Genomic DNA, 22,683 nt, shown 5'->3' on the forward strand with positions numbered 1-22,683 from the left:
AGCGGGGCTGAGGCCCGCCGCGGCCATCACCTGCGTCTGCCGTGGCAGGGCAGATCGGCTAAAATGGGGGATTCCGCCGCACTTCACAGCAGGCCACGTGAAAAATCTCCTCCGCGCCCTGATCAGCCAAGGCATCGAAGCCCTGCGCGCCAATGGCACCCTGCCCGCCGACTCGATTCCGCCCGAGTTCGTGGTTGAACGCCCGAAGACCCGCGAGCATGGCGACTTCGCCACCAATGCCGCCATGCTGCTGGCCAAGGCCGCGCGCAGCAACCCGCGCGCGATCGCCCAAGCGCTGCTGGACGCGCTGCCGCAGAGCGCAGACGTCAGCAAGGTCGAGATCGCCGGCCCCGGCTTCATCAACTTCCACTTGGCCGGCAGCGCGTTCCAGCGCGAAGCGGCCAGCGTGATCAAGGAAGGCAACGACTACGGCCGCAACCTGTCCGGCAACGGACGTACCGTGGGCGTGGAATACGTGTCGGCCAACCCGACCGGCCCGCTGCACGTGGGCCACGGCCGTGCCGCGGCGATCGGCGACTGCATCGCGCGCGTGCTTGATGCCAACGGCTGGAACGCCAAGCGCGAGTTCTATTACAACGATGCGGGCGTGCAGATCGAAAACCTGGCGCTGTCCACCCATGCGCGGGCCAAGGGCATCAAGCCCGATGACGCCGGTTGGCCGGAAGGCGGCTACCGCGGTGACTACATCCAGGACGTGGCCGACGCGTACCTGCGCGGTGCCAGCGTGGACCTGGAAGGCACCACCGTGGTCGGCGCCAAGGATCCGGACGACATCGCCGCGATCCGCCGCTTCGCCGTGGCCTACCTGCGCAACGAGCAGAACCTGGACCTGGCCGCGTTCGGCGTGGATTTCGACATCTACTTCCTGGAAAGCTCGCTGTACAACGATGGCAAGGTCGCCGAAGCGGTGCAGCGCCTGCAGGATTCCGGGCATACGTACGAAGAGGGCGGCGCGCTGTGGCTGCGCTCCACGGATTTCGGTGACGACAAGGACCGCGTGATGCGCAAGTCCGACGGCACCTTCACCTACTTCGTGCCCGACGTGGCCTACCACCTGACCAAGTGGCAGCGTGGCTATGAGCGCGCCATCACGGAACTGGGTGCCGACCACCATGGCTCGCTGTCGCGCGTGCGTGCCGGCCTGCAGGCGATGGGCGTGGGCATTCCGCAGGGCTGGCCGGAATACGTGCTGCACCAGATGGTGACGGTGATGCGTGGCGGCGAGGAAGTGAAGCTGTCCAAGCGGGCCGGCAGCTACTTCACCCTGCGCGATCTGATCGACGAAGCCGGGCGTGATGCCACGCGCTGGTTCCTGATCGCGCGCAAGCCGGACTCACAGCTGACCTTCGACATCGACCTGGCGCGCCAGCAGAGCAACGACAATCCGGTGTTCTACGTGCAGTACGCCCATGCCCGGGTCTGCAGCCTGCATCGCCAGGCGCAGGAAAAGGGCCTGGTGTATTCGCAGGAACAGGGACTGGCGGCGCTGCGCACCCTGCAGGACGACGCATCGCTGAACCTGATGAACGAAATCTCGCGTTACCCGGAGGTGGTGGAAGCGGCCGGCATCGCGCTTGAACCGCACCTGGTGGCGCAGTACCTGCGTGAATTGGCGCACGCCTTCCACACGTGGTATCACGGGACGCCGGTGCTGGTGGAAGATGCCGCCGACCGCGATGCCAAGCTCACCCTGGCCAGCGCAGCGCGCCAGGTGTTGCGCAATGGCCTGGAACTCCTGGGCGTGGGCGCCCCGGAAAAAATGTAAGCATTGGAGAAGCAGTAGACATGGCAGCACGACGCGGCAAGAGTCAGGCACGGCGCAACAGCAGCCAGGGAACGCCGGGGTGGGTGTGGCTGGTCGCCGGCGTGGCGATCGCCGCCGTGGTGTTCCTGGCCGCGCCGAACCTGTTCAAGGGAGATGCCGATGGCTTCCTGCGGGCAGGTCCGCGCCCGGATCCGAACGCCCAGCCGGCGCCGGTGGTAGAAGCCGAAGGGGATGTCGGTACGCAGGTGGAAACGCCTGCGGCGGCCAAGCCGGCCACCCCGGCCAAGCCACCGGCAACCCAGTACGATTTCTACACGCTGCTGCCGGGCAAGGAAGTGGAGATGTCCGACGCCGAGCTGGCCGCCAGCACCCGCGCCGAGGAACAGCGCCTGGCACGCAGCGAGGCGCAGCGTGCGCAGGCCGCACTGGAAGGCAAGCCGGTCCCGGCCGCCGCGCCGGCGCCGGCGCCGGCGTCCACGGCATCCACCACCACCGCTGCCACGGCGACGGTGGCAAGCACCGCGCCGGTGCGCACGACCGCGCTTCCGGCGCCGTTGAGCGAGCGCCCCGCTGCCCCGGCCAGCACGGCGACGCCGCCGGCGGCGGCAACCAGCGCACCGACGACGGCAGCGGCAACGCCTGCTGCGGCGGCCGCCCCGGTCGACAGCAACGTGCGCTACATCCTGCAGGCCGGCGCGTTCGGCGCGTCCGGCGACGCCGAGGCCACCAAGGCGAAGCTGGCGATGATCGGGCTGGCGGCGCGGGTGGAATCGGCGCAGATCAACGGCAAGACCGTTTACCGCGTGCGCATGGGCCCGTATGGCACCGCCGGTGAACTGTCCGAGGCGAAGCAGAAGCTGGATGGAACCGGCCTGCAGGCGATGGCGATCAAGGCGCAGTAAGGCCCGCCGCAGCGGCAGAGCGCGTCAACGAAAAAGCCGGGCAGTGCCCGGCTTTTTCATGCGCCAGCGGGTGGCTCGCCGCGCGGCCTCAGCCTTCGCGCGCCACCTGGAAACCGGCATACGACTGGCTGACCGGCATCAGTTCGAGGCGATTGATGTTCAGGTGCGGCGGCAGGCTGGCGACCCAGTAGATCTGCTCGGCGATGTCTTCGGCGGTCATCGGGTTGGCGCCGGTGTAGAGCTTGTTCGATGCGGCCTGGTCGCCGTGGGTGCGCACGACAGTGAACTCGGTTTCGGCCATGCCCGGTTCGATGGTGGTCACCCGCACGCCGGTACCGTGCAGGTCCGAACGCAGGCCCAGCGAGAACTGGCTGACGAAGGCCTTGGTGCCGCCGTAGGCATTGCCCCCCGGATACGGATAGACCCCGGCCACCGAGGAGATGTTGATGATCGCGCCCTTGCGCTCCACCAGCAGCGGCAGCAGGCGATGGGTCAACGTGACCAGCGCGGTGACATTGGTGTCGATCATGGTGCGCCAGTCTTCCAGCTTGGCGTGCTGGGCCGGCAGCGTGCCCTGCGCCAGGCCGGCATTGTTCACCAGCAGGTCGATCTGACCGAACGCCGGCGGCAGCGCCAGCAGCGCCGCTTCCATGGCGACCGCGTCGCGGACATCGAACACCGCCGCGTGCACCTGGTCGGCACCGTAGGCGTCCACCAGCGGCTGCAGGCGCTCACCGCGACGGCCGGTGGCGATCACCTTCCAGCCCGCCTTCGCGAAGCGGTGGACGGCGGCAGCACCGAAGCCGGAGGTGGCGCCGGTGATCAGGACGGTACGGGTCATCAGGCAACTCCAGGAAGATCCAGGCCGTTATTCTGTCACTGTCGGCCGCCGCCTGCCTTGCCGGATCGGTCGCCCGCGCTCAGCGCACGCGGAACACGCGCGCCTTCGGCAGGTCCGGGTCGACCTGCAGGAACCAGCGGCCGGCGATGCCGGGCACCACTTCGATGGGCGGGTCCTGCAGCGCGCGACGCAGGGTCATTTCGCCCTTCAGCACCTGCCATTGCTGGCCGTTGTCGAGGGTGAACAGCGTGCCCGGCTGCCAACCGCTGATGCTGCCGGTGGCATGCGCCTTGATCGGGCCGTCGTCGAGGCCGATGAACATCGGGGCGGCGGCAGGCGGCGTGGCGCGCGCGGTGGGCGGCGCGGCGGCTGCGACCGGCGCGTGTGCCTGGGCATCGCGCAGCAGGCCGTTCAGCTGCTGCAGCTGGTCCGGGGTCAGGCCGACGTCGGCCAGGCGCGCGGGGTCGAGGCGCTGTTCCAGCGGCACGTAGCGGTCCTGCGCCGCCGCCGGGCAGGCGACCGGCAGCACGGCCAGCAGCAGGGGAATCCAGGGGCGCATGGCGGGCAATCCTGCTTCAGGGGTCGAGGGGCGCACTGTGCTGCAGTTCGATGACCGCAGGATGACAGCGACGCGGACGGTACAATGCAGGTCCCGGCGCTCCCTGCCGGCGGTGTGGAAGACAATGATCAACAACGATGTGCTGCGCAGCCTGCGCTTTGCCCTGGACCTGAGCGACAACCACGTGGTGGTGCTGTGCGAGCTGGCCGAACCTGCCTTCCCGGTCACGGCCGAGCAGGTCAACGCCTGGCTGAAGCCGGACAACGAAGCCGGTGCCGAGCCCTGCAGCGATGAGGCGCTGGCGCACGTGCTGGACGGCCTGATCGTACACCTGCGCGGGCGCGACGAGAGCCAGCCGCAGCGTGCGATCGAGACGCGGATCGACAACAACCTGATCCTGAAGAAGCTGCGCGTGGCCTTCCAGCTGCGCGACGTGGACCTGCAGGAGATTTTCCAGGCGGCGGGCTTTGCGGTGTCCAAGCCGGAGCTGAGCGCGGTGTTCCGCCAGCGCGACCACAAGCACTTCCGCAAGGCGGGCGACCAGTTGATGCGGTACTTCCTGAAGGGCCTGGTGCTGCGCGTGCGCGGTGCAGCTTCGAACGGCTGAGTCGCGCGCTTCTGGGTTCGGAGCAACAGGTGCATACGGTGGAGGGGTCGGGCGGGGTGGGGGTGCGGGGCACGCGCAAGTACGTCCTTGTAGCTCTTCGCGGCTCCTGCCGCTCAAGGCCCCGCACCCCCACCCCGCCCGCCCCCGGACGGTTTCCCGGCGTCGGTAGCGCCGAGCCGTGCTCGGCGGGATTCTGAGGAAGCTCGGCGACATTCGCCGGGATCAGAAGGTTGCCTGCAGGGCCACCTCCAGCCGGGTGCCGGCGTTGCCGGGGAACAGGTGGCGGGCGGCGTTGTCGGTCGCGTGGCCGGTGGCACGCAGCTCCCACTGCGGGGCGATGGCGTGGACCATGCTGAGCTGCACGTGCTGGTAGTCGCGGGCCTGTGCACGTGCCAGTGCGTAATGGCCATAAGCCGCTTCCAGACGCGTAGCGCCTGACAAGGGCAGGCGCACGCCGATCTGCGCATAGGTGCCGGGATGGCCGCCGGCCAGCGCGTCGCGCGAGTGCGCCAGCTGCAGCCAGGCGCGCTGCCTGAAGGTCGCCGTGGCCGACAGCTCGGTCCAGTCCAGGGCGCGGCCGGTGGATGGATACAGATAGCGGGTCGCCGTGGCGTCCAGGCTCCAGTGCGGGGCCAGTTCGCCGCTCCAGCCCAACACGGCATCGAACTCGCTGCGTGCGCCGATGTCCGGTTCGAACGCTACGTTGGATCCCCACAGGCTGGCATACAGCCCGGTGGCATGCGTGGCGCGCGCGCCGGCCTGCACGGCGGGGTCTTCGCCGGTCTGCGAGCTGCCACGCCAGACGTAGTCGCTTGCCAGCGCGAGGCTGCCGCTGACATCGGCCTTCGCCTCTTCCACGGCCACCAGGCCCATTGCCATAACGCCGGCCACGCCGACACCGCGCAGTACGTGCCACTTCATTCCATCACCCTTGTCTGCTGGGCGGCACTGCCGCCGGAGCTGCGCAGTCTGGGCGCGGACCGCGTAAGCGATCGAGGGTGCCCGGGGCCCCTGCGCGCAAAGCCTGCGTAAAGCCTGCCCTCGCATCGGCCCGGTGGCTGCGCGCTATCATGCAGGCCTGTTGAACGGAGCACCTGCGTGGACGCGATCCTGACCCCTGTATCGATCGGTGAGCTGATCGACAAGATCACCATCCTGGAAATCAAGGCCGAGCGCATCGACGATGCGGACAAACTGGCCAACGTGCGCACCGAACTGGATGGCCTGCTGCCGCTGTTCGAGGCCCAGCGTGGCAACCAGCCGGCACTGGACGCGCTCAAGCAGCAGCTGAAGGCGATCAACGAGCGCATGTGGGAAATCCAGGACCAGCTGCGCGACAAGGAAGCGGCACAGGTGTTCGACGATGCCTTCGTGCAGCTGGCACGCGGTGTCTACGGCACCAACGGTGAGCGCGTGCAGGTCAAGAACGAGATCAACCGGGTGGCCGGCTCGGCGCTGGTGGAAGAGAAGCAGTACCAGGGCGAATGAGCAGCGCGCGGCGCGGCCCCGGAAACCAGACAGGCCCGGCAATGCCGGGCCTGTTGGTTCAAGCACACGGCATGCGTGAGGCATGCCGCTGCGGAATTACCAGCTGAAGCGCGGGCCGACCGACCATTCCTTGTTGCCGTCGCGGTTCATCTTCAGGTCGCCGTTGATGCCCCAGTTCTGGTTCAACTTGACCTGTGCACCCAGGCGGCCGTACCACTGGCCTTCCGGATTGACGTTGTTCTTCTTGGCGTAGTCTTCGTAGCCGCCCATCGCGTAGACCTCGGCATGCTCGCCGAACGCGGTGCGGATACCGGCTTCAGCGCTGTAGCCATTGAAGTTCAGGCCAGGCTTGGCGTCGTACTTGTTGTACGCAGCGCGCGCAACGAAGTCGGTCGAGGGGGCGATCTCGACGTTGTAGCCCGCACCCACGCGCCACTGGTTGAAGCGGTCCGACGAGCCGGCCACATCCTGCTGGCTGAAATCACCGAACACGTGCATGTTCGGCAGCACGCCGTAGGAGCCCTTGACGCCCCAACCTTCGGCTTCGCCACCCTGGGCATCGGTCTTGGCGTAGTTGCCTTCGGCGTAGTTGTAGGACAGGTTGTCAGCGGCCGAAGCAGCGAACGGCAGGGCGGAGGCCAGAGCCAGGGCAATCAGGGAATTCTTCATGGGTACAACCTCTTGTCTTTCTGGTTTTGTTGCAGCGGCGTCGGCACGCCATCGCATCGGGGTATGTAAAGTTTCCGTTTTTCGACCTAACCCCATCCTGAAAGCAGGAAAGCGATTTTTGGCTGCTATTCAGCTCTTTTCAGGCACACGCGCGCGCCTTTCATTTACCGATGTGCTCGCGGCTTTCACGCGCCGCGACGCTGGCCGGGCGTAAACAGCCTGAATGCGGCTGATGGCGCCATCCCATGTCGTTTTGCACGCTTTTGATTCGTCATACCCATGAAGGTCCCGCATCCGCGGGCCATCCGGAGAACAGGCAATGAGCTACATCGACGGCTTCGTCCTGGCGGTACCCACGGACAAGAAACAGGCGTTCATCGACCACGCGCGCAGCATGGACCCGGTATTTCTGGAGTTGGGCGCGACGCGGGTGGTCGAATGCTGGGGCGAGGACGTACCCCACGGCAAGACCACGGATTTCTACCGGGCGGTCAGCGCCAAGGACAACGAGACCGTGGTGTTTTCGTGGGTGGAGTGGCCGGACAAGGCCACCCGCGACAGCGGCATGGCGAAGATGATGGACGACCCGCGGATGGACCCGGCCAACAACCCGATGCCGTTCGACGGACAGCGGATGATCTTCGGCGGGTTCACGCCGATCGTCGAGCTACCGTAACGCGGCCTGGTCAGCGCGCTTCGGGCGTGTCGTCGGTGGCCTGGGTGCCGACGGCCATGCCGGCACCCAGGCCGCCCATCGCGCCCATGCCTGCGCCGCCACCGCCGCCGCCGGCCTTGCCGCCGCGTTCGCCCGCATCGGCACGGCCCTTCGCCGCACCGCCTGCGGCCGGACGTGTCGGCCCCTGGTGCGGAATCTCCAGGCCCGTGGGAATCGGGGCCAGGTCGAGCGCCTCACGGATGAAGTCACGCAGCGAGACCACCAGTGCATGGGTGTGCACGGGGCGCCCCTGGGCCAGTTCGGTGGCGGCATGCGCGGCCAGCCGCACCTGGTCATCGGTGCCCAGCAGCAGGATGTCCGACAGCGCCGCTTCCACGGCATCGCGGATGCGGCGCGAACGGTCCTAGCCGGGTTCGACGATGCCCTGCTGGTGTGCGCGTTCGCGCAGCTGGCGCAGGTGCGAAGGATCGACGCCCAGATCGCCGGTGAAGGATCCGCCCAGCACTTTGTAGGCCGCCATCAAGGTGCGCAGCCGTTCATTGATCTGGCGGTTTTCGCGCTCGCGGCGCGCTTGCAGGGTCTGCATCACCAGCAGGCGGATACCCACGCCCAGCAGGGTGATGATGGCCAGTCCACCCAGGGTGGACAGCACGGCCTGCCATGAACTGAAATCGAGACCACGCATGGGGGAGTGCTCCTGGGCGAGGCCCCCATGATGCCCTGCCACGTGTGTGCAGGCGCATCATCATCGGCATCCCCTGCCGCCAGCCGGCGACAGGGGACGCCCAGCGCGCTTACTTGCCGCGCTTGGTCACGGCCTTGCGGGTGGCGACCTTCTTGGCCGGCGCCTTGCGGGCGGCCTTCTTCACCGGTGCTGCCTTCTTGGCAACGGCCTTGCGGGCGCCGGTGGTCTTCTTGGCAACGGCCTTCCTGGCAACTGCCGACTTCTTGGCAACGGCCTTCTTGGCGACGCTGGTCTTCTTGCCGACGGCCTTCTTGGCGACAGCAGCCTTCTTGCCGACGGACTTCCTGGCGACAGCCGCCTTCTTGCCGACGGACTTCCTGGCGACAGCCGACTTCTTGGCAACGGTCTTCTTGGCAACGGCGGCCTTCTTGCCGACGGTCTTCTTGGCAACAGCCGCCTTCTTGGCGACGGTCTTCTTGGCAACCGCGGTCTTCTTGCCAACGGTCTTCTTGGCGACAGCTGCCTTCTTGCCGACGGTCTTCTTTGCCACGGCGACCTTCTTGCCGACGGTCTTCTTGGCGACAGCGGCCTTCTTGGCCACGGTCTTCTTGGCAACAGCGGCCTTCTTGGTCGCGGTCTTCTTGGCCACGGCGACCTTCTTGCCGACGGTCTTCTTGGCTACGGCAGCTTTCTTGGTTGCGGTCTTCTTCACTGCGGCAGCCTTCTTGGCAACGGTCTTGGTGGCGGCGGCCTTCTTCTTGGCGACGACGTTCTTCAACGCGGCCGCTTCGGCCTGTGCGTTCTGCTTGGCCGCTTCCAGCTTCTGCTTGGCCTTGGAGATCGACTTGCCCACCGACTTGGCGGCCTTGTCAGCCTTCTTGGCGACGGTCTTCTCGACGTTGGCAACGGCCTTCTTGGCGGCGACCACGCGGGTGGTGGCCGCCTTGCGCACGCGCTTGGCGGTGGTCTTGACCGCAGCCACCGCGTCTTCGGCGGTGTGGGCGATGGTCTCGCCAACGTTGGTTGCAGCTTCCTTTACAGTCTCGACGGTCTCGCTCAATGTCGTCGTCACACCATTACCGTTGCTCATGATTTGCCCTCCTGGGGGGCTGGAATGTCAAAACGGAGGCGATGCTATACCGGCAAGGTGCATCGTGGAACGGGAAACTGCGCAGGCGCAAGCGCGCGCGGCGATGGTGGCTTCAGTCGCGCGCCGCCATCGACGTGCACGGCAAGTTGAAAACCCTCGTTTTCAAGGGGTTTCGCAGCGATGGTCGCGCACTGCGGACGTCGCTGCGCGCCGCCGCCGCGATCCTGCACGTCCGCTTTCCGATACGACATCGGCAGCGGGGTTTGCGCGGAACTGCGCAACTTCCGCTGTGCCAGCCGGTTTCTTTCATGGCATGTTTATCCAGCGCGGGAGACACTTCCGCGGCCCTGCCGCAGCTCCCTGCGGCGCTCGCCTCCACCCTCGAGTGCGCTCGACTCCACCTTCCTGCCCGGACACCGATTCCCATGCGACCGATTCCGACCCTGCTTACGCTCGCACTGGCCGCAGCCTTCGGCGGCTTCGTCGCCAGCGGCATCAATGCACACCTGGACAACCGCGCCGAAGCAGCGCCGGCGCCGATCACCATCCCGGCCACCAGCGCGCTGCCCGCTGCGGTCGCCGGGCAGCCGGTTCCCTCGCTGGCACCGATGCTGGAGAAGGTCACCCCGGCCGTGGTCAGCGTCAACACCAAGCAGGTGGTGCGGGTGCGCAATCCCTTCTTCGAAGACCCGTTCTTCCGCCGCCTGTTCCCGGACGTGCCGCAGGAACGCATCAACGAATCACTGGGTTCAGGGGTGATCATCGACGCCGCCGAAGGCCTGGTGCTGACCAACCACCACGTCATCGACAACGCCGACGACGTGCAGGTCACCCTGTCCGACGGACGCACGGTGAAGGCCGAATTCCTGGGTTCGGATGCGGACACCGACATTGCGCTGATCCGCATCCCCGCGCAGGGCCTGACCGGCATCACCCTCGGCAACAGCGACCAGCTGCGCGTGGGTGATTTCGTGGTCGCCATCGGCAATCCGTTCGGCTTCACCCAGACCGTGACCTCGGGCATCGTGTCGGCCGTCGGCCGCAGCGGCATCCGCGGGCTGGGCTACCAGAACTTCATCCAGACCGATGCGTCGATCAACCCGGGCAACTCCGGCGGCGCGCTGGTCAACCTGCAGGGACAGCTGGTGGGCATCAACACCGCCAGCTTCAACCCGCAGGGCAGCATGGCCGGCAACATCGGCCTGGGGCTGGCCATTCCGTCCAACCTGGCACGCAACGTGGTCGACCAGCTGGTCAAGCATGGGGTGGTGGTGCGCGGCACGCTGGGCATCGAAAGCCAGAACCTGACCCCGCAGCTGGCGCAGGGCCTGGGCCTGAGCGAAGCGCGCGGTGCGCTGGTCAGCCGGGTCCTGGCAGGATCGGCCGCAGCGGCGGCGGGCGTGCGCGCCGGCGACGTGGTGGTGACCGCCAACGGCCAGCGCGTGGACAGCGCGCAGGCGCTGCACAACATCGAAGGACTGGCCGCGGTCGGCAGCGCGATGACCCTGGAACTGCGTCGCGATGGCAAGCCGGTACAGGTCAAGGCCACGTTGAAGGAGCAGGCGCGCGCGATCAGTGGCGACACGCTGGACCCGCGCCTGGGCGGTGCCACCTTCGTCGACCTGCCCGAGTCGCTGCGCCAGTCCGGGCTCAGCGGGGTGCTGGTCAACGAGGTCACCCGCGGCAGCCGCGCTGCCGCTTCCGGCCTTGCCAAGGGCGACATCGTGACCGAGGCCAGCGCAGGTGAATTCACCGACCTCGCCAGCTGGCGGGCCAACTTCCAGCAGCCGCCGCAGCAGTTGGTGCTGCGCATCGTGCGGGGTAATGCCAGGGGGCAGTTGGTCATGCGCTGATGGCATGACGTACCGTAACGCCCCCTATACCCGGGCGATGGTATCCATGTCGTCCGTGGCCATCCCGCATGTCGGGATGGCGGCCGCCTTACTCACTGAAGCAGGAGATTGCGATGAGCCCCACCAATACCGAAAACCTGAAGGATCACCTGGGCGAAGCCTCCACCCACCTGAAGTCGGCCGCCAACGCGGCTGGCAGCGCCATCAAGGGCGCCACGGGTGCGGCCGGCGATGAACTGCGGATCGGCAAGGCCAACGTCAAGGCCGAACTGTCCGACACCGCCCTGTCCGGCCTGGCCGCTGCCGAGTTCGGCGGTGCCGCTGCCAAGGAACAGGTCGATGCACTGATGGACAAGGGCAAGGACCTGGTCGACAGCGCCGCCGAACTGATCCGCGAACGTCCGCTGGCGTCGTTCGGCGTCGCTTTCGCTGCCGGCTGGCTGATTGCCAAGCTCGCCCGTAGCGGCGGCGACAAGTAAGCCGCGGCGTGAGCGAAAGCGACAACACCGCCAACGGGCCTGATCCAGCGGCTACCCCGCCGCTGGATGAGAGCATCCGCCAGGTCAGCCAGGCCAGCCGCGCGACGGTGGATGCGGCGAAGCATTCGTTCCGCTCGCTGCGCCGGCTCGCGTCGGCTGACTTCGCTCTGGCACGCAGTGCCTTCGGCCGTGCCTTGGCGTGGTCCGGGGTAGCAATCGTGTTCGGCGCATCGGCGTGGCTGCTGATGGCGGCCACGTTGATCGCCCTGCTGCAGAGCTGGGGCATGTCCTGGTTGCATGCGCTGCTGATCACCTCGCTGCTCAGCCTGGCGATAACCGGCGTGGCCGCGTGGCGGGTGTCCTACTTCTTCCACCACACCGGCATGCATTCCACCCGCCGGCAGCTGTCCAAGCTGGGCCTGTTCGACGAGCCCGGCGATGAAGAAGACCCCGATGCCGGCGTCAAGATCCCGGAGGGCAAGCCATGAAGTTCAGCGTATTGCGCAGCCGGGTGAAGCGCTGCGAACAGGTGGTCGCGGTGCGGCTGGTCGATACCCAGGACCACTGGGGCGTACTCAGCCAGGTGTGGCGCAGTGGCTGGTCGCCGCTGCGCATCATCGTTGCCGGCGTGGCCAGCGGCTTCGTCGTCGGCAAGCTGGAAATCCCCGGCAAGGTCAATGGCGCCCGCTGGCTGCAGATGGTCGGCTCGGTATCCAACCTGCTGGCCAGTGGCCAGGCCGCGTTCGCTTCGGCGATGGCCGCGCATGCGGCCGGAGCGGCAGACGATGCCGCAGAGCAGGCCGACGCCGCTGCAGACAAAGTAGATGATGCGGTGAACCCCGGTGCGACCGCTGCCGCTGCCGGTGCAGCCGCTGGCGCGGCGGCCGCGGCATCTGCGGCATCCGCGCCGCGGGCGCCTGCCCAGGCCGGTCTCGGCCGCCAGGACCCGGATGATTCCATCGGTCCACGCCCGGCAGAAGCCGCAACCGAATTGTCCGAACGTTGACACGGTGAACCCGCCGCGTTGATCGCGGCGGGCGGATAATGGGGAACTTTTCCCCTGCCGGTGCGACGATGAGCGAGTCCCTTTCCAGCGTCCCGGCCGAACCGTCCCTCGTAGCGCCACCGCCTTCGCGTCCGCGCGCGCCGGTATCGCTGGTCGTGCTGGCCACGCTTGCCGTCGCGTTCACGCTGTGGGCAGCGCAGCCGGTGGTGCTGCCGATCCTGCTGGCGATGTTCTTCGCCTTGGTGGGCAACCCGATCCTGCGGCTGCTGCAACGCATCTGGGTACCGCGTGCACTCGGCGCCATCCTGGTGATCGTCGTGGGACTGGGTGCCACCACGGCGCTGGCCGTGCAGTTGGTGGTGCCGACCATGGAGTGGGCGCAGGAAGCGCCGCAGCAGCTGCGCAAGATCGGCCGCCAGGTGCAGAACCTGACCAAACCGGTGCAGCAGGCCAACCAGGCCGCCGAGAACTTCGCCCGCGTGGCCGCCGGCGAAGGCACCCGGCGCGTGCAGGTGGTGCGCACCCAGCTCGACGATCCGTACCGCGCGATCACCCAGGCCCCGCGCCTGCTGGCTTCGGTGCTGGCGGTGGTGCTGCTCACCCTGTTCTTCATGATCTACGGCCAGGACCTGCAGCGGCACGCCATCGCGCTGTTCCCCAACCGCCAGCAACAACGTTTCACCACCGATATCCTGCGCTCGATCGAACGCGAGGTGTCGCGCTACGTGCTGACCATCACCGTGATCAACAGCCTGGTCGGCCTGGTGTTCGCCGGCACGCTGATGCTGCTGGGCCTGGAAATGCAGGATGCCCTGCTGTGGGGCACGATGGCCGCGCTGCTCAACTTCGCTCCGTACGTGGGTCCACTCATCGGCGTGGCGCTGATGCTGCTGGTCGGCTTCGTCGAGTTCCCCGATCCGCTCAAGGCGATCCTGCCGGCCGCCTGCTACCTCGCCCTGCACGCGCTGGAAGGCCAGCTGATCACCCCGATCGTGCTGGGCCGGCGGATGAAACTCTCGCCGCTGGTGCTGATCCTGGCCTTGATGATCTTCGGTTGGCTGTGGGGCTTCGTCGGGCTGCTGCTGGCGGTGCCGCTGCTGGTCTGCGTGAAGCTGGTGCTGGCACGGCTGGAAGGCATGCAGGGCTGGTCACGGCTGCTGGAATGAAAGCCGTTGGCGACGGGCGTAGAATGGCCGGGTGAACTTTCCCATCCAAGCCATCACCCTCGACCTCGACGACACCCTGTGGCCCTTCGCTCCGATCGGCGCACGCATCGACCAGGTGCTGCATGACTGGATGCTGCAGCACAGTCCCGCCACGGCCGCGATGTTTCCGCAGGCGGCGATGCGTGAACTGCGCGAGCGCGCCTACGTCGACAATCCCCACCTGCACCACGACCTGAGTGCGTTGCGCCGGCTGACGCTGCAGCACGCCCTGCAGGAAAGCGGCGCCGACCCGGCCCTGCTGGAGCCGGCCTACGAAGCGTTCTATGCCGCGCGCAACCAAGTGGAGTACTACCCGGATGCGCTGGATGCCCTGCAGCGCATCGCTGCCCGGGTGCCGGTGGCAGCGCTGAGCAATGGCAACGCCGACCTGGAGCGGATCGGCGTGGCGCACTTGTTCGCCTTCCAGCTGGGCGCGCGCGAACACGGTGCAGCCAAGCCGGTCGCCAGCATTTTCCATGCCGCCTGCGAGCGCCTGGGCGTTGCACCGTCGCATGTCCTGCACGTGGGCGACCACGTTGAAATGGACGTGGCCGGGGCGATGTCCGCCGGCCTGCGCGGCTGCTGGATCAACCGCGAAGCGGCCCGCTGGAACCATCCTTCGCTGCAGCCCGACCTGCAGTTCGACACCCTCACCGGGCTGGCCGACTGGCTTGATGCCAACCCCGCCGCCAGCGCAACCAGGAGCGCCTGACCCCATGACCGAGATCACCGGTTTCGTTGCCACCTCCGACCAGGCGCTGCCGCTGCACGTGCTGGACCGGGAGCAGTTCAAGGCATGGAATGCCTCCCAGCCGCCGGCGCTGCAGGCGTGGCTGCAGTCGCAGAACTTCACCGCCAGCGGCCACAGCGTGGCGCTGCTGCCGGGCGAGCACGGCATTGCCGGTGCGGTGATCGGGATCGGCGACGCAGGCGATGCGTACAGCTATGCCCATGCACCGCACGCGCTGCCCGAAGGCACGGTGTGGAAGCTGGCCACCGCACTGGAGCCGGCGCAGCAGGACCTGCTGCAGCTGGGCTGGGGACTGGGCAGCTATCGCTTCGACCGCTACAAGGCGCGCAACCGTGCACCGGCCCGGCTGCTGGCCAGCCCGTCGGCCGAGGTGGCCGCACTGGTCACTGCGAGCCTGCGCGTGCGCGACTGGGTCAACACCCCCACCGAAGACATGGGGCCGCAGCAGCTGGAAGACGCCGCGCGCGCCTTGGCCAACGCGCACGGCGCGCAGCTGGAGGCGATCACCGGTGATGCGCTGCTGGAGCAGGATTTCCCGGCCATCCACGCGGTGGGCCGTGCCTCGCACCGCGCGCCACGGCTGATCGTGCTGCGCTGGGGCAAGGACACCGATCCGTCGCTGGTGCTGGTCGGCAAGGGCGTGTGCTTCGATACCGGCGGGCTGGACATCAAGCCGGCCGACGGCATGCGCAACATGAAGAAGGACATGGGCGGTGCGGCGCATGCGCTGGCGCTGGCCGGGCTGGTGATGGCCCAGGGCCTGCCGGTGCGGCTGACCCTGCTGGTGCCGGCGGTGGAGAACGCGATCGGACCGGATGCGTTCCGGCCGGGCGAAGTGATCGCCACCCGCAAGGGCCTGAGCGTGGAGATCGACAACACCGATGCCGAAGGCCGGGTGATCCTGGGCGATGCGCTGACCTTCGCCAGCGAACAGCAGCCGGACCTGGTGCTCGACTTCGCCACCCTGACCGGCGCGGCACGCATCGCGCTGGGTCCGGACCTGCCCGCACTGTTCAGCAACGATGACGCGGTGGCCCAGCAGTGGCTGCAGGCTGGCGAGCAGACCCGTGACCCGGTGTGGCGGATGCCGCTGTGGCGGCCGTACCTGCGTTACCTGCACAGCGGCATCGCCGACCTGGCCAATGCCGGTTCGCGGATGGGTGGCGCGGTCACCGCCGCGCTGTACCTGGAACGCTTCCTGGCCGACGGCCAGCGCTGGGCCCACCTGGACGTGTATGCCTGGAACGACGGCGAGCGCGCTGGCCGCCCCGCCGGCGGCGAAGCCCTGGCACTGCGCTCGGCCTGGGCCATGCTGAAAGCCCGCTACGCCTGACTCCTGAAAAAGGGGACGGAGGGGATTAAGTCGCGAGTGGCCAGACAGGGCTGTTTGCGACTTAATCCCCTCCGTCCCCTTTTTTGCTTAGGATGGGGGCACCGCGCATTTCCATGCCAGGCAGGAACCGTCGATGCCCTTGTTCCGCTTCACCCGCAAAGGCGGCTTACCGCGCGGCCCACGGCCGCATTCACCGCTGCCGTGGATCGCGCTGATCGCGCTGATCCTGGGTCTGATCGCGCTGGCCTTCGCCTGGCTGGCCGGTTGGATAGGTCGTGATCGACCCACTGCGCAGCGGTTCACCGACACCATCGAAGCCACCGGCCCGGCCCATCCGGGCTTCCGCCGCGCGCACAGCAAGGGCGTGTGCGTGGCCGGCTGGTTCGAACCGACGCCGCAGGGCGCGGCGCTGTCGCGCGCCCAGGTGTTCAACCAGCCGCGGGTGCCGGTGCTGGGCCGGCTGTCGATCGGCGGCGGCGATCCGCACGGTGCCGACGCGCAGGCGCGGGTGCGCAGCATCGCCCTGCAGCTGGTGAGTGACAACGGGCAGGAATGGCGGATGGCGATGAACAGCTTCCCGTTCTTCGCCGTACCCAGCCCGGAGGCCTTCCTGGAACAGACCCGGGCGCAGCTGCCCGACCCGGCGACCGGCAAGCCGGACCCGGCGAAGATGGCCGCCGTGCTGGAAAAATACCCCAGCGCGCGGGCGTTCCAGCAGTGGGCGAAGACCGCGCCATGGACCCCCAGCTGGGCCAATACGCAGTTCAACAGCGTCAACAGTTTCTGGTTCACCGCCGCTGACGGCACCCGCCAGGCAGTGCGCTGGAGCTGGGAACCGCAGGCGGCGCCGGTGACGCTGGACGAAGCAGCCCGGGCCGCTGCGGGGCTGGATCATCTGGCCGACGAGTTCGCCACGCGGCTGGCCAGCGGGCCGGTGCGCTGGAACCTGGTGGTGACCCTGGCCGGCCCCGGCGACGTGGTCGAAGACCCGTCGACCCCCTGGCCGGCCGGACGCACGCGCGTGCAGGCCGGCGTACTGTCGCTGGAGCACATGCAGCCGCAGGCCGGAGGCGCCTGCAACGACCTGAACTTCGATCCGTTGATCCTGCCCGATGGAATCAGCGGCAGTGACGATGCGGTGCTGGCGGCACGTTCGGCGGTGTATTCGCATTCGTTCAACCGCCGCGAACGCGAGACCGCGCGTGGTGCATCCGGTGAAGCTGCGGGGGTATCGCGATGAACACACCGGACCGGACGCCCGGCCACTTCAATCGGCTGGCCCGCGTGCTGCACTGGACGATGGCCGTGATGATCCTGGCGATGCTGTTCATCGGCGTCACCATGATGGCCTCGCTGCACCTGCGGCCGACCCTGGTGGACATCCACCGTCCGTTGGGCATCGCGATCGGGCTGCTGGTGCTGCTGCGCCTGTACAACCGCCTGCGCCACCCGCCACCGCCGCTGCCGGCCGACCTACCGTGGTGGCAGGCGCTGGCCGCGAAGGCGTCGCACTGGCTGCTGTATGCGCTGATGCTGGCGATGCCGCTGCTGGGCTGGTCGATGCTGTCCGCCGGTGGCTATCCGATCGTGCTGTGGAGCGGCTTCAACCTGCCCCCGATCGCCCCGCATTCGGCCGCGCTGTATACCGCGCTGCGCAGTGCGCACAGCCTGCTGGCCTATGTGCTGTTCGCCACCGTGCTGATGCACCTCGGTGCCGCGCTGTACCACGCATGGGTCCGCCGCGACGGCGTGTTCGAGTCGATGGCGAAGAAATAGCGGGCGCTACAGCCAGCCCTTCTGGCGGGCCAGCCGGTAGGCTTCGATGCGGTTGGCCACACCCAGCTTGCCGATGCATTCGGACAGGTAGTTGCGCACCGTGCCGTGCGACAGGCCCAGTTCGGTTGCGATCTCGCCGGCGGTCTTTCCCTCGCCTGCCAGGCGCAGCACGCGGCGCTCGCGGTCGGTCAAGGGATCGGCCTGCGACCAGGCGTCCAGTGCCAGTTGCGGGTCGATGGCGCGGGCGCCCTGCTGCACGCGGCGCAGGGCATCGGCCAGGTGGTCGGCCGGCGCGTCCTTCAGCAGGTAACCGAGCACGCCTGCGTCCAGCGCGCGGCGCAGGAAGCCGGTACGGGCGAAGGTGGTGACGATCACGACCTTGATCGGCAGTTGCTGCCGTGCAATCCGCTGCGCCAGTTCCAGCCCGGTCAGGCCGGGCATTTCGATGTCGGTGACCAGGATATCCGGCCGCAGCTGCTGCAACAGTCGCCACGCCGCTTCGCCGTCGGCCGCGCTGCCCAGCACTTCGATGTCCGGCTCCAGCCCCAGCAGCGCCGACAACGCGCCGCGTACCATGGCCTGGTCTTCGGCCAGTACGATCCGGATCATGGGGTTCCCTTCAACAGGCTGGCAGGCGATGGATCCGGCGCCCGGTCCATCGGTGTTGGCATGGCCGGCACCGGCACGCGCACCGTGATGCAGGTGCCGCCCTGCGGCAGCGCTTCCAGCTGCAGCGTACCGCGCAGTGCGGCGATGCGTTCGCGCATTCCGGCCAGGCCGTTGCCTTCGGTGGTCACCCCGCCACGGCCGTTGTCGCGCACCTGCATCAGCAGGCTGTGGCCTTCGCGTGCGAAGTGCACCTGCGCATTGCCCGCAAGCGCGTGGCGGGCGATGTTGGTCACCGCCTCGCGCAGCACCAGCGCCAGCGCACGCTCGATCTCCAGCGGCATCGGCGGCGGTGGCAGGTAGTCCAGGTGGACCTGCTGGCATTCCAGCAGCAGCCGCGCCGAGGCAAGCTCACCGGCGAGGTCGCTGGAGCGGAAGCCGGTGACCGCGCTGCGGACCTGCGCCAGCGCCTGTCGCGCGATGTCTTCGGCTTCGCCGATCTCCTGCCGTGCGCGTGCATCGCCACGGTCGTACAGCTTGCGCGAAAGCTCCAGCTTCAACGTGATCAGCGACAGCGTGTGCCCAAGCAGGTCGTGCAGGTCGCGGCCGATGCGCTCGCGCTCGGCCGTGGCCGCCAGCCGGCGCACCTCCTCCTGTGACAGCTGCAGCTGCGCATCGCGTTCCTTGTTGACCGCCTCCATGTTCGATATCAGGCCGATCACCACCGACATGAAGGGAATCCAGACCAGGTTCTGCCACGCCCAGCCGGCAAGCCACGCGGTGCCGACGAACACCGTGTTGAGCAGCAGCAACTGCAACAGATAACGCCAAGTGCTGCCGTTGCGGCACACGCGCAGCATCACGCAACCGAACACGAAATAGCTGATGCCGGACGGATACCACGGCACCAGCACCAGACTCATCGCGACCATCGCCAGCGCATAGCGCGGTGCATGGTGGCGCGGCGCCAGCATCGCGCGTGCGTACAGGAACAGGAAGGTGGGATAGCTGAGCAGGGTCAGCAACGCCCAGCGCGCGGTGTACCCGCCCCCGAACAGGGGGGTCAGGAACACCCACGACGTCCACAGCAGGTGGATGTAATCACTCAAGCCGGACTGCCCACGCCGCCGATGGTCGGCCACCGCCGAATCCGGCGCGGGGCGCAGCAGGGGAGCCAACCACTTGAACGGCACGGTGGATTCCAGCAGGAGACGGTCGCGGCCGATCATGCCATGTCAGCCGACGCGGCGCAGGCGACGGGCCGCCAACAAGGCGCCGACGACCGTCACCGCCCCCAGTACCACCCCGTGCATCAGCACGCTGCCGCCGGCGGGCTGGCCGATGACACGCAGCGCCAACTGCGCGGCATGCCAGGTAGGCCACAGCGGGGCAAGCGTGCTGAACACCCCCGGCAGCATCGACAGCGGCACCCACAGGCCTGACAGCAATGCCAGCGGCAGGTAGACCAGGTTGACCAGCGCCGGCGCGGCGTCCGATCCCACATGGCTGCCGATCAGCAGGCCGATCGCTCCCAACGGCAGCGCGACCAGCGCCGCCACCGCCACCAGCCCGGCCATCTGCAGCGGTGCCAGGCTGACCCCGCCCATCGTGCGCGCCGCGGCGATCAGCAGGATCGCCACCACCACCGCGAAGATCACCGCCATCAACAGGCGCGCCAGCAGCGGTGCCAACGGCGGCACGGGCAAGGCACGCTTCAGCGTCAGCAGGCCGCCAGCGCGATCCATCGCCAACTGCACGCCGAAGCCGAACAGGGCCGGCCCCATCGCGCCGAACACGCAGTAGGTGGCCAGCAGATAACGCGAGGCCTGCCCGCGGCCCAGCATCACCCCGAACATCGCGTAGAACAGCACCGGGAACAGCAGGCACGGCAGCACGAAGGCAGGCGTGCGCCAGGTCCTGCGCAGCTCGGCCTTCAGTTCGGCGATGTAGGGGGCAAGCAGGCGCGCCAGCGGCCGGCGCGGTGGATCCACGGCAACGCGCGGGATGTTCATGCGGCCTCCCGGGTCAGTTCAACGAAGGCTTCGGCCAGGCCGCCGCCGCGCACGTCCAGCTCGCTCAGCTCGGGGTCCTCGGCCAACAGCCGCGCCACTACCGGCTCGGCAGGTTCGGCCAGCAGCTCCAGATGATCGCCCGCACGGCGTGCTTCGATCACGCCCTGCCAGCCCTGCAGCAGCGCCGCGTCCAACCCGCTGCGGCACCGGACCCGCCGCGGAGCCAGCTGCGGCCGGAACGTGGCCAGCGGACCGTCGGCCAGCACGCGTCCCTGCTCCAGCACCACCACACGGCTGGCAAGCGCTTCGGCTTCCTCCAGGTAATGGGTGGTCAGCACGATCCCGCAGCCTTCCGTGCGCAGCTGCGCGATGGCGTGCCACATGGCCTGGCGCGCTTCGATGTCCAGGCCGGTGGTCGGTTCGTCCAGGAACAGCAGGCGCGGGCCACCACACAGCGCGATGGCGAACTGCACGCGTCGCTGCTGGCCACCGGACAGCTGGCCGTAGGCGCGCTGCTGCAGGTCCTGCACGCCGGCAATGGCCAGGCAGTCGGCCAACGGCCGCGGCCGTGGATAGCTGGCGCGGAACTGCTCAACCAGCTCACCCACCCGCAGCTTCGGCGGCAATGCCGTGTCCTGCAGCATCACGCCCACCTGCTCACGCTGCGATCGACATTGCGGGTCACCGCCCAGCAGCGTCACCTGGCCGGCATCCGGCCGACGCAGTCCCAGCAGCACGGCGATGGCCGTGGTCTTGCCGGCACCATTGCGACCGAGCAGTGCCAGTACTTCGCCGGGATGCACCTGCAGGCTGACACCGGCCAGTGCAATGGCATTGCGATAGCGCACCTGCACGTCGTGCAGTGCGGCCAACGGAGGGGCATGGAACGGCATGGCGGTACTCCCGGGAAGTGGCTACGACAGTGCGCCACCGGGCGCTGCGCAGGCAGTGGCCGGCGTCAGGCACTGCAGGTGACAGCTGTCACTGCCGTGGCGGCCCGCCGGCGCGCATCCTGTGTCGACCGCAGGGCCGCGGTTTGCCCCTGGCGGGTGTTGCGGTCACACTCCGCTCGATCCAACGTCCTGGTGCCTATGAACGCCTCTGCTGAACTGTTGAAGGAACTTCGCATCGACCGCAGGACGCCGCCGCCGCCCGCGCCGGGCAGCCGTCGCTGGCTGTGGATCGTGATCGCCGTGGTGGTGCTGCTGGGTGCCGCCGTGGCCGCATGGATGCTGCGTCCGCAGGCCATCGAAGTGCAGACCGCACCCGCGGTGGCGCTGGGCGAGGCAGGCAGCAGTGCCTCGGTGCTGGATGCCAGCGGCTACGTGGTGGCGCGGCGCATGGCGACGGTCTCGGCCAAGATCACCGGCAAGGTGCGCGAAGTCATGATTGAAGAAGGCATGCGGGTCGAGGAAGGCCAGGTCATGGCCACGCTGGACCCGATCGATGCCGGCGCCCAGCGCGATCTCTACGCGTCGCAGGTGCAGGCCGCACGCAGCCAGGTCGCCGGCCTGCAGGCCCAGCTCACCCAGGCCGGCGCCGAAGCCACCCGGCTGCAGGCACTGGTCGGCCAGCAGCTGGTATCACGCTCGCAGTTCGACCAGGCCGTGGCCCAGCGTGACAGCCTGCGCGCGCAGCTGGATACCGCCCAGCGCAACGTGCAGGTGGCCGGCAACCAGCTGGCCATCGCCGACCTGGGCGTGGACAACAACATCGTCCGCGCGCCGTTCTCCGGCGTGGTCACCGCCAAGGCCGCGCAGCCGGGCGAGATCGTCTCGCCGCTGTCGGCCGGCGGTGGCTTCACCCGTACCGGCATCGGCACCATCGTGGACATGGAATCGCTGGAGATCGAAGTCGAGGTCGGCGAGGCCTTCATCGGCCGGGTGCAGCCGAAGATGCCGGTGGAAGCCACGCTCAACGCCTATCCCGAGTGGAAGATCCCGGCCGAGGTGATCGCCATCGTTCCCACCGCCGACCGCGGCAAGGCCACCGTGAAGGTGCGCGTGGCGATCAAGACCCGCGACCCGCGCATCGTGCCGGAGATGGGCGTGCGGGTGAGCTTCCTGGAACAGGCCAGGCCGGATGCACCGAAGAAGCCGCAGGGCGTGCGCGTGCCGGCCAACGCGGTGGTGGAGCGTGAGGGCGGCAGCGTGGTCTTCGTGCTGGCCGAGGGCACCGTGCAGCAGCGCAGTGTGACGCCCGGCCTGGCGTTGAATGCGGATCGTCAGCTGCTGACGGGCGTGCGCCCGGGTGAGCGGGTGGTGACCAGCCCGCCGGATACGTTGCGCGATGGCAGCAAGGTGAAGGAACGCTCGTAGGTTGTCCGTCCGGCGGCCGGTGGCCGTCATTACCGCACTCG

Annotated in this window: 25 protein-coding genes and 1 pseudogene; 16 read left to right on the plus strand and 10 right to left on the minus strand. The window is 68.3% G+C overall.

Annotated elements, in window-relative coordinates; translation table 11 throughout:
- Nucleotides 1–97 precede the first annotated feature (97 nt).
- Both argS and QE373_RS16980 read left to right on the plus strand, forming a co-directional pair.
- Nucleotides 98–1,786: an arginine--tRNA ligase gene (argS, locus tag QE373_RS16975; protein ID WP_057687429.1), complete on the plus strand. Its 1,689-nt coding sequence runs from the start codon at nt 98–100 to the stop codon at nt 1,784–1,786.
- Between the two features lie 20 nt (nt 1,787–1,806).
- Nucleotides 1,807–2,688 (plus strand): SPOR domain-containing protein, encoded by an 882-nt coding sequence (locus tag QE373_RS16980; protein WP_309688776.1) that lies wholly within the window; start codon nt 1,807–1,809, stop codon nt 2,686–2,688.
- 88 nt (nt 2,689–2,776) lie between these two features.
- Here QE373_RS16980 and QE373_RS16985 read toward each other — a convergent pair whose 3' ends face one another.
- Together QE373_RS16985 and QE373_RS16990 are read right to left on the minus strand one after the other, a co-directional pair.
- Complete coding sequence (locus tag QE373_RS16985; protein WP_057687427.1) at nt 2,777–3,529, minus strand: SDR family NAD(P)-dependent oxidoreductase; 753 nt, start codon at nt 3,527–3,529, stop codon at nt 2,777–2,779.
- A gap of 79 nt (nt 3,530–3,608) precedes the next feature.
- Entirely contained in the window at nt 3,609–4,088 is a 480-nt protein-coding gene (locus QE373_RS16990; protein WP_309688780.1) for a hypothetical protein, read from the minus strand.
- 124 nt (nt 4,089–4,212) lie between these two features.
- Here QE373_RS16990 and QE373_RS16995 point away from each other — a divergent pair, with 124 nt between their 5' ends.
- On the plus strand, nt 4,213–4,695 hold the full coding sequence (locus QE373_RS16995; RefSeq protein ID WP_309688785.1) for a DUF1456 family protein: 483 nt from the start codon (nt 4,213–4,215) through the stop codon (nt 4,693–4,695).
- Nucleotides 4,696–4,917: 222 nt separating this feature from the next.
- On the opposite strand, the gene QE373_RS17000 is transcribed toward QE373_RS16995, so the two are convergent.
- Nucleotides 4,918–5,616: a TorF family putative porin gene (locus tag QE373_RS17000; RefSeq protein WP_309688787.1), complete on the minus strand. Its 699-nt coding sequence runs from the start codon at nt 5,614–5,616 to the stop codon at nt 4,918–4,920.
- A 177-nt stretch (nt 5,617–5,793) separates the two neighbouring features.
- On the opposite strand from QE373_RS17000, the gene QE373_RS17005 reads away from it, so the two are divergent.
- Nucleotides 5,794–6,183, plus strand: coding sequence for a DUF6165 family protein (locus tag QE373_RS17005; protein ID WP_309688790.1), 390 nt, complete (start codon nt 5,794–5,796; stop codon nt 6,181–6,183).
- Between the two features lie 96 nt (nt 6,184–6,279).
- On the opposite strand, the gene QE373_RS17010 is transcribed toward QE373_RS17005, so the two are convergent.
- Nucleotides 6,280–6,852, minus strand: a complete 573-nt coding sequence (locus QE373_RS17010; protein WP_309688792.1) for an Ax21 family protein — start codon at nt 6,850–6,852, stop codon at nt 6,280–6,282.
- On the opposite strand from QE373_RS17010, the gene QE373_RS17015 reads away from it, so the two are divergent.
- Both QE373_RS17015 and QE373_RS17020 read left to right on the plus strand, forming a co-directional pair.
- Nucleotides 6,851–7,066, plus strand: coding sequence for a hypothetical protein (locus tag QE373_RS17015; protein ID WP_309688795.1), 216 nt, complete (start codon nt 6,851–6,853; stop codon nt 7,064–7,066). The genes QE373_RS17010 and QE373_RS17015 overlap by 2 nt on opposite strands.
- 105 nt (nt 7,067–7,171) lie before the next feature.
- Nucleotides 7,172–7,528, plus strand: a complete 357-nt coding sequence (locus QE373_RS17020) for a DUF1428 domain-containing protein (protein ID WP_309688798.1) — start codon at nt 7,172–7,174, stop codon at nt 7,526–7,528.
- Between the two features lie 10 nt (nt 7,529–7,538).
- Here the strand turns inward: QE373_RS17020 and QE373_RS17025 are convergent.
- Nucleotides 7,539–8,213: pseudogene (locus tag QE373_RS17025) on the minus strand (hypothetical protein).
- 109 nt (nt 8,214–8,322) lie between these two features.
- Nucleotides 8,323–9,303, minus strand: a complete 981-nt coding sequence (locus QE373_RS17030; RefSeq protein WP_309688800.1) for a histone — start codon at nt 9,301–9,303, stop codon at nt 8,323–8,325.
- A 425-nt stretch (nt 9,304–9,728) separates the two neighbouring features.
- Between QE373_RS17030 and QE373_RS17035 the strand changes: the two genes are divergently transcribed.
- From QE373_RS17035 to QE373_RS17075, 9 genes are all read left to right on the plus strand, one after another.
- Entirely contained in the window at nt 9,729–11,156 is a 1,428-nt protein-coding gene (locus QE373_RS17035) for a Do family serine endopeptidase (RefSeq protein ID WP_309688802.1), read from the plus strand.
- A gap of 113 nt (nt 11,157–11,269) precedes the next feature.
- Nucleotides 11,270–11,635 carry a hypothetical protein gene (locus QE373_RS17040; RefSeq protein WP_042613320.1) on the plus strand — a complete coding sequence of 122 codons (366 nt, stop codon included), beginning with the start codon at nt 11,270–11,272 and terminating at the stop codon, nt 11,633–11,635.
- An 8-nt stretch (nt 11,636–11,643) separates the two neighbouring features.
- Nucleotides 11,644–12,123 carry a phage holin family protein gene (locus QE373_RS17045; protein ID WP_057507522.1) on the plus strand — a complete coding sequence of 160 codons (480 nt, stop codon included), beginning with the start codon at nt 11,644–11,646 and terminating at the stop codon, nt 12,121–12,123.
- On the plus strand, nt 12,120–12,641 hold the full coding sequence (locus QE373_RS17050; RefSeq protein WP_309688806.1) for a protein sip-5: 522 nt from the start codon (nt 12,120–12,122) through the stop codon (nt 12,639–12,641). The genes QE373_RS17045 and QE373_RS17050 overlap by 4 nt, the downstream gene beginning before the upstream one ends.
- Before the next feature lie 68 nt (nt 12,642–12,709).
- Nucleotides 12,710–13,807, plus strand: a complete 1,098-nt coding sequence (locus QE373_RS17055) for an AI-2E family transporter (protein ID WP_057507524.1) — start codon at nt 12,710–12,712, stop codon at nt 13,805–13,807.
- 31 nt (nt 13,808–13,838) lie between these two features.
- Complete coding sequence (locus QE373_RS17060; protein WP_309688809.1) at nt 13,839–14,558, plus strand: HAD-IA family hydrolase; 720 nt, start codon at nt 13,839–13,841, stop codon at nt 14,556–14,558.
- Nucleotides 14,559–14,562: 4 nt separating this feature from the next.
- Nucleotides 14,563–15,930: a leucyl aminopeptidase family protein gene (locus QE373_RS17065; protein ID WP_309688811.1), complete on the plus strand. Its 1,368-nt coding sequence runs from the start codon at nt 14,563–14,565 to the stop codon at nt 15,928–15,930.
- A gap of 133 nt (nt 15,931–16,063) precedes the next feature.
- A complete protein-coding gene (locus QE373_RS17070) occupies nt 16,064–17,170 on the plus strand; it encodes a catalase family peroxidase (protein WP_309688814.1) in 1,107 nt (368 codons plus the stop codon).
- On the plus strand, nt 17,167–17,706 hold the full coding sequence (locus tag QE373_RS17075; protein ID WP_309688816.1) for a cytochrome b: 540 nt from the start codon (nt 17,167–17,169) through the stop codon (nt 17,704–17,706). The genes QE373_RS17070 and QE373_RS17075 overlap by 4 nt, the downstream gene beginning before the upstream one ends.
- Nucleotides 17,707–17,712: 6 nt before the next feature.
- Here QE373_RS17075 and QE373_RS17080 read toward each other — a convergent pair whose 3' ends face one another.
- The 4 genes from QE373_RS17080 to QE373_RS17095 are packed head-to-tail and all read right to left on the minus strand — an operon-like array spanning nt 17,713 to nt 21,217.
- Nucleotides 17,713–18,315: a response regulator transcription factor gene (locus QE373_RS17080; protein WP_057507529.1), complete on the minus strand. Its 603-nt coding sequence runs from the start codon at nt 18,313–18,315 to the stop codon at nt 17,713–17,715.
- Nucleotides 18,312–19,541 carry a sensor histidine kinase gene (locus tag QE373_RS17085; protein WP_309688818.1) on the minus strand — a complete coding sequence of 410 codons (1,230 nt, stop codon included), beginning with the start codon at nt 19,539–19,541 and terminating at the stop codon, nt 18,312–18,314. The genes QE373_RS17080 and QE373_RS17085 overlap by 4 nt, the downstream gene beginning before the upstream one ends.
- A 6-nt stretch (nt 19,542–19,547) precedes the next feature.
- Nucleotides 19,548–20,324: an ABC transporter permease gene (locus QE373_RS17090; RefSeq protein ID WP_309688819.1), complete on the minus strand. Its 777-nt coding sequence runs from the start codon at nt 20,322–20,324 to the stop codon at nt 19,548–19,550.
- On the minus strand, nt 20,321–21,217 hold the full coding sequence (locus QE373_RS17095) for an ABC transporter ATP-binding protein (protein WP_309688821.1): 897 nt from the start codon (nt 21,215–21,217) through the stop codon (nt 20,321–20,323). The genes QE373_RS17090 and QE373_RS17095 overlap by 4 nt, the downstream gene beginning before the upstream one ends.
- 198 nt (nt 21,218–21,415) lie before the next feature.
- On the opposite strand from QE373_RS17095, the gene QE373_RS17100 reads away from it, so the two are divergent.
- On the plus strand, nt 21,416–22,642 hold the full coding sequence (locus tag QE373_RS17100; protein WP_309688822.1) for an efflux RND transporter periplasmic adaptor subunit: 1,227 nt from the start codon (nt 21,416–21,418) through the stop codon (nt 22,640–22,642).
- Nucleotides 22,643–22,683 lie beyond the last annotated feature (41 nt).

Origin of the sequence: Stenotrophomonas sp. SORGH_AS_0321 (assembly GCF_031453215.1) — a bacterium.
Lineage (GTDB): Bacteria > Pseudomonadota > Gammaproteobacteria > Xanthomonadales > Xanthomonadaceae > Stenotrophomonas > Stenotrophomonas chelatiphaga.

Coding starts and splice junctions, on each gene's coding strand:
- QE373_RS16980 (WP_309688776.1), top strand. CDS start 1,807: ATGGCAGCACGACGCGGCAAGAGTCAGGCACGGCGCAACAGCAGCCAG.
- QE373_RS16985 (WP_057687427.1), bottom strand. CDS start 3,529: ATGACCCGTACCGTCCTGATCACCGGCGCCACCTCCGGCTTCGGTGCT.
- QE373_RS16990 (WP_309688780.1), bottom strand. CDS start 4,088: ATGCGCCCCTGGATTCCCCTGCTGCTGGCCGTGCTGCCGGTCGCCTGC.
- QE373_RS16995 (WP_309688785.1), top strand. CDS start 4,213: ATGATCAACAACGATGTGCTGCGCAGCCTGCGCTTTGCCCTGGACCTG.
- QE373_RS17000 (WP_309688787.1), bottom strand. CDS start 5,616: ATGAAGTGGCACGTACTGCGCGGTGTCGGCGTGGCCGGCGTTATGGCA.
- QE373_RS17015 (WP_309688795.1), top strand. CDS start 6,851: ATGGGTACAACCTCTTGTCTTTCTGGTTTTGTTGCAGCGGCGTCGGCA.
- QE373_RS17010 (WP_309688792.1), bottom strand. CDS start 6,852: ATGAAGAATTCCCTGATTGCCCTGGCTCTGGCCTCCGCCCTGCCGTTC.
- QE373_RS17020 (WP_309688798.1), top strand. CDS start 7,172: ATGAGCTACATCGACGGCTTCGTCCTGGCGGTACCCACGGACAAGAAA.
- QE373_RS17030 (WP_309688800.1), bottom strand. CDS start 9,303: ATGAGCAACGGTAATGGTGTGACGACGACATTGAGCGAGACCGTCGAG.
- QE373_RS17035 (WP_309688802.1), top strand. CDS start 9,729: ATGCGACCGATTCCGACCCTGCTTACGCTCGCACTGGCCGCAGCCTTC.
- QE373_RS17040 (WP_042613320.1), top strand. CDS start 11,270: ATGAGCCCCACCAATACCGAAAACCTGAAGGATCACCTGGGCGAAGCC.
- QE373_RS17050 (WP_309688806.1), top strand. CDS start 12,120: ATGAAGTTCAGCGTATTGCGCAGCCGGGTGAAGCGCTGCGAACAGGTG.
- QE373_RS17055 (WP_057507524.1), top strand. CDS start 12,710: ATGAGCGAGTCCCTTTCCAGCGTCCCGGCCGAACCGTCCCTCGTAGCG.
- QE373_RS17065 (WP_309688811.1), top strand. CDS start 14,563: ATGACCGAGATCACCGGTTTCGTTGCCACCTCCGACCAGGCGCTGCCG.
- QE373_RS17070 (WP_309688814.1), top strand. CDS start 16,064: ATGCCCTTGTTCCGCTTCACCCGCAAAGGCGGCTTACCGCGCGGCCCA.
- QE373_RS17075 (WP_309688816.1), top strand. CDS start 17,167: ATGAACACACCGGACCGGACGCCCGGCCACTTCAATCGGCTGGCCCGC.
- QE373_RS17080 (WP_057507529.1), bottom strand. CDS start 18,315: ATGATCCGGATCGTACTGGCCGAAGACCAGGCCATGGTACGCGGCGCG.
- QE373_RS17085 (WP_309688818.1), bottom strand. CDS start 19,541: ATGATCGGCCGCGACCGTCTCCTGCTGGAATCCACCGTGCCGTTCAAG.
- QE373_RS17090 (WP_309688819.1), bottom strand. CDS start 20,324: ATGAACATCCCGCGCGTTGCCGTGGATCCACCGCGCCGGCCGCTGGCG.
- QE373_RS17095 (WP_309688821.1), bottom strand. CDS start 21,217: ATGCCGTTCCATGCCCCTCCGTTGGCCGCACTGCACGACGTGCAGGTG.
- QE373_RS17100 (WP_309688822.1), top strand. CDS start 21,416: ATGAACGCCTCTGCTGAACTGTTGAAGGAACTTCGCATCGACCGCAGG.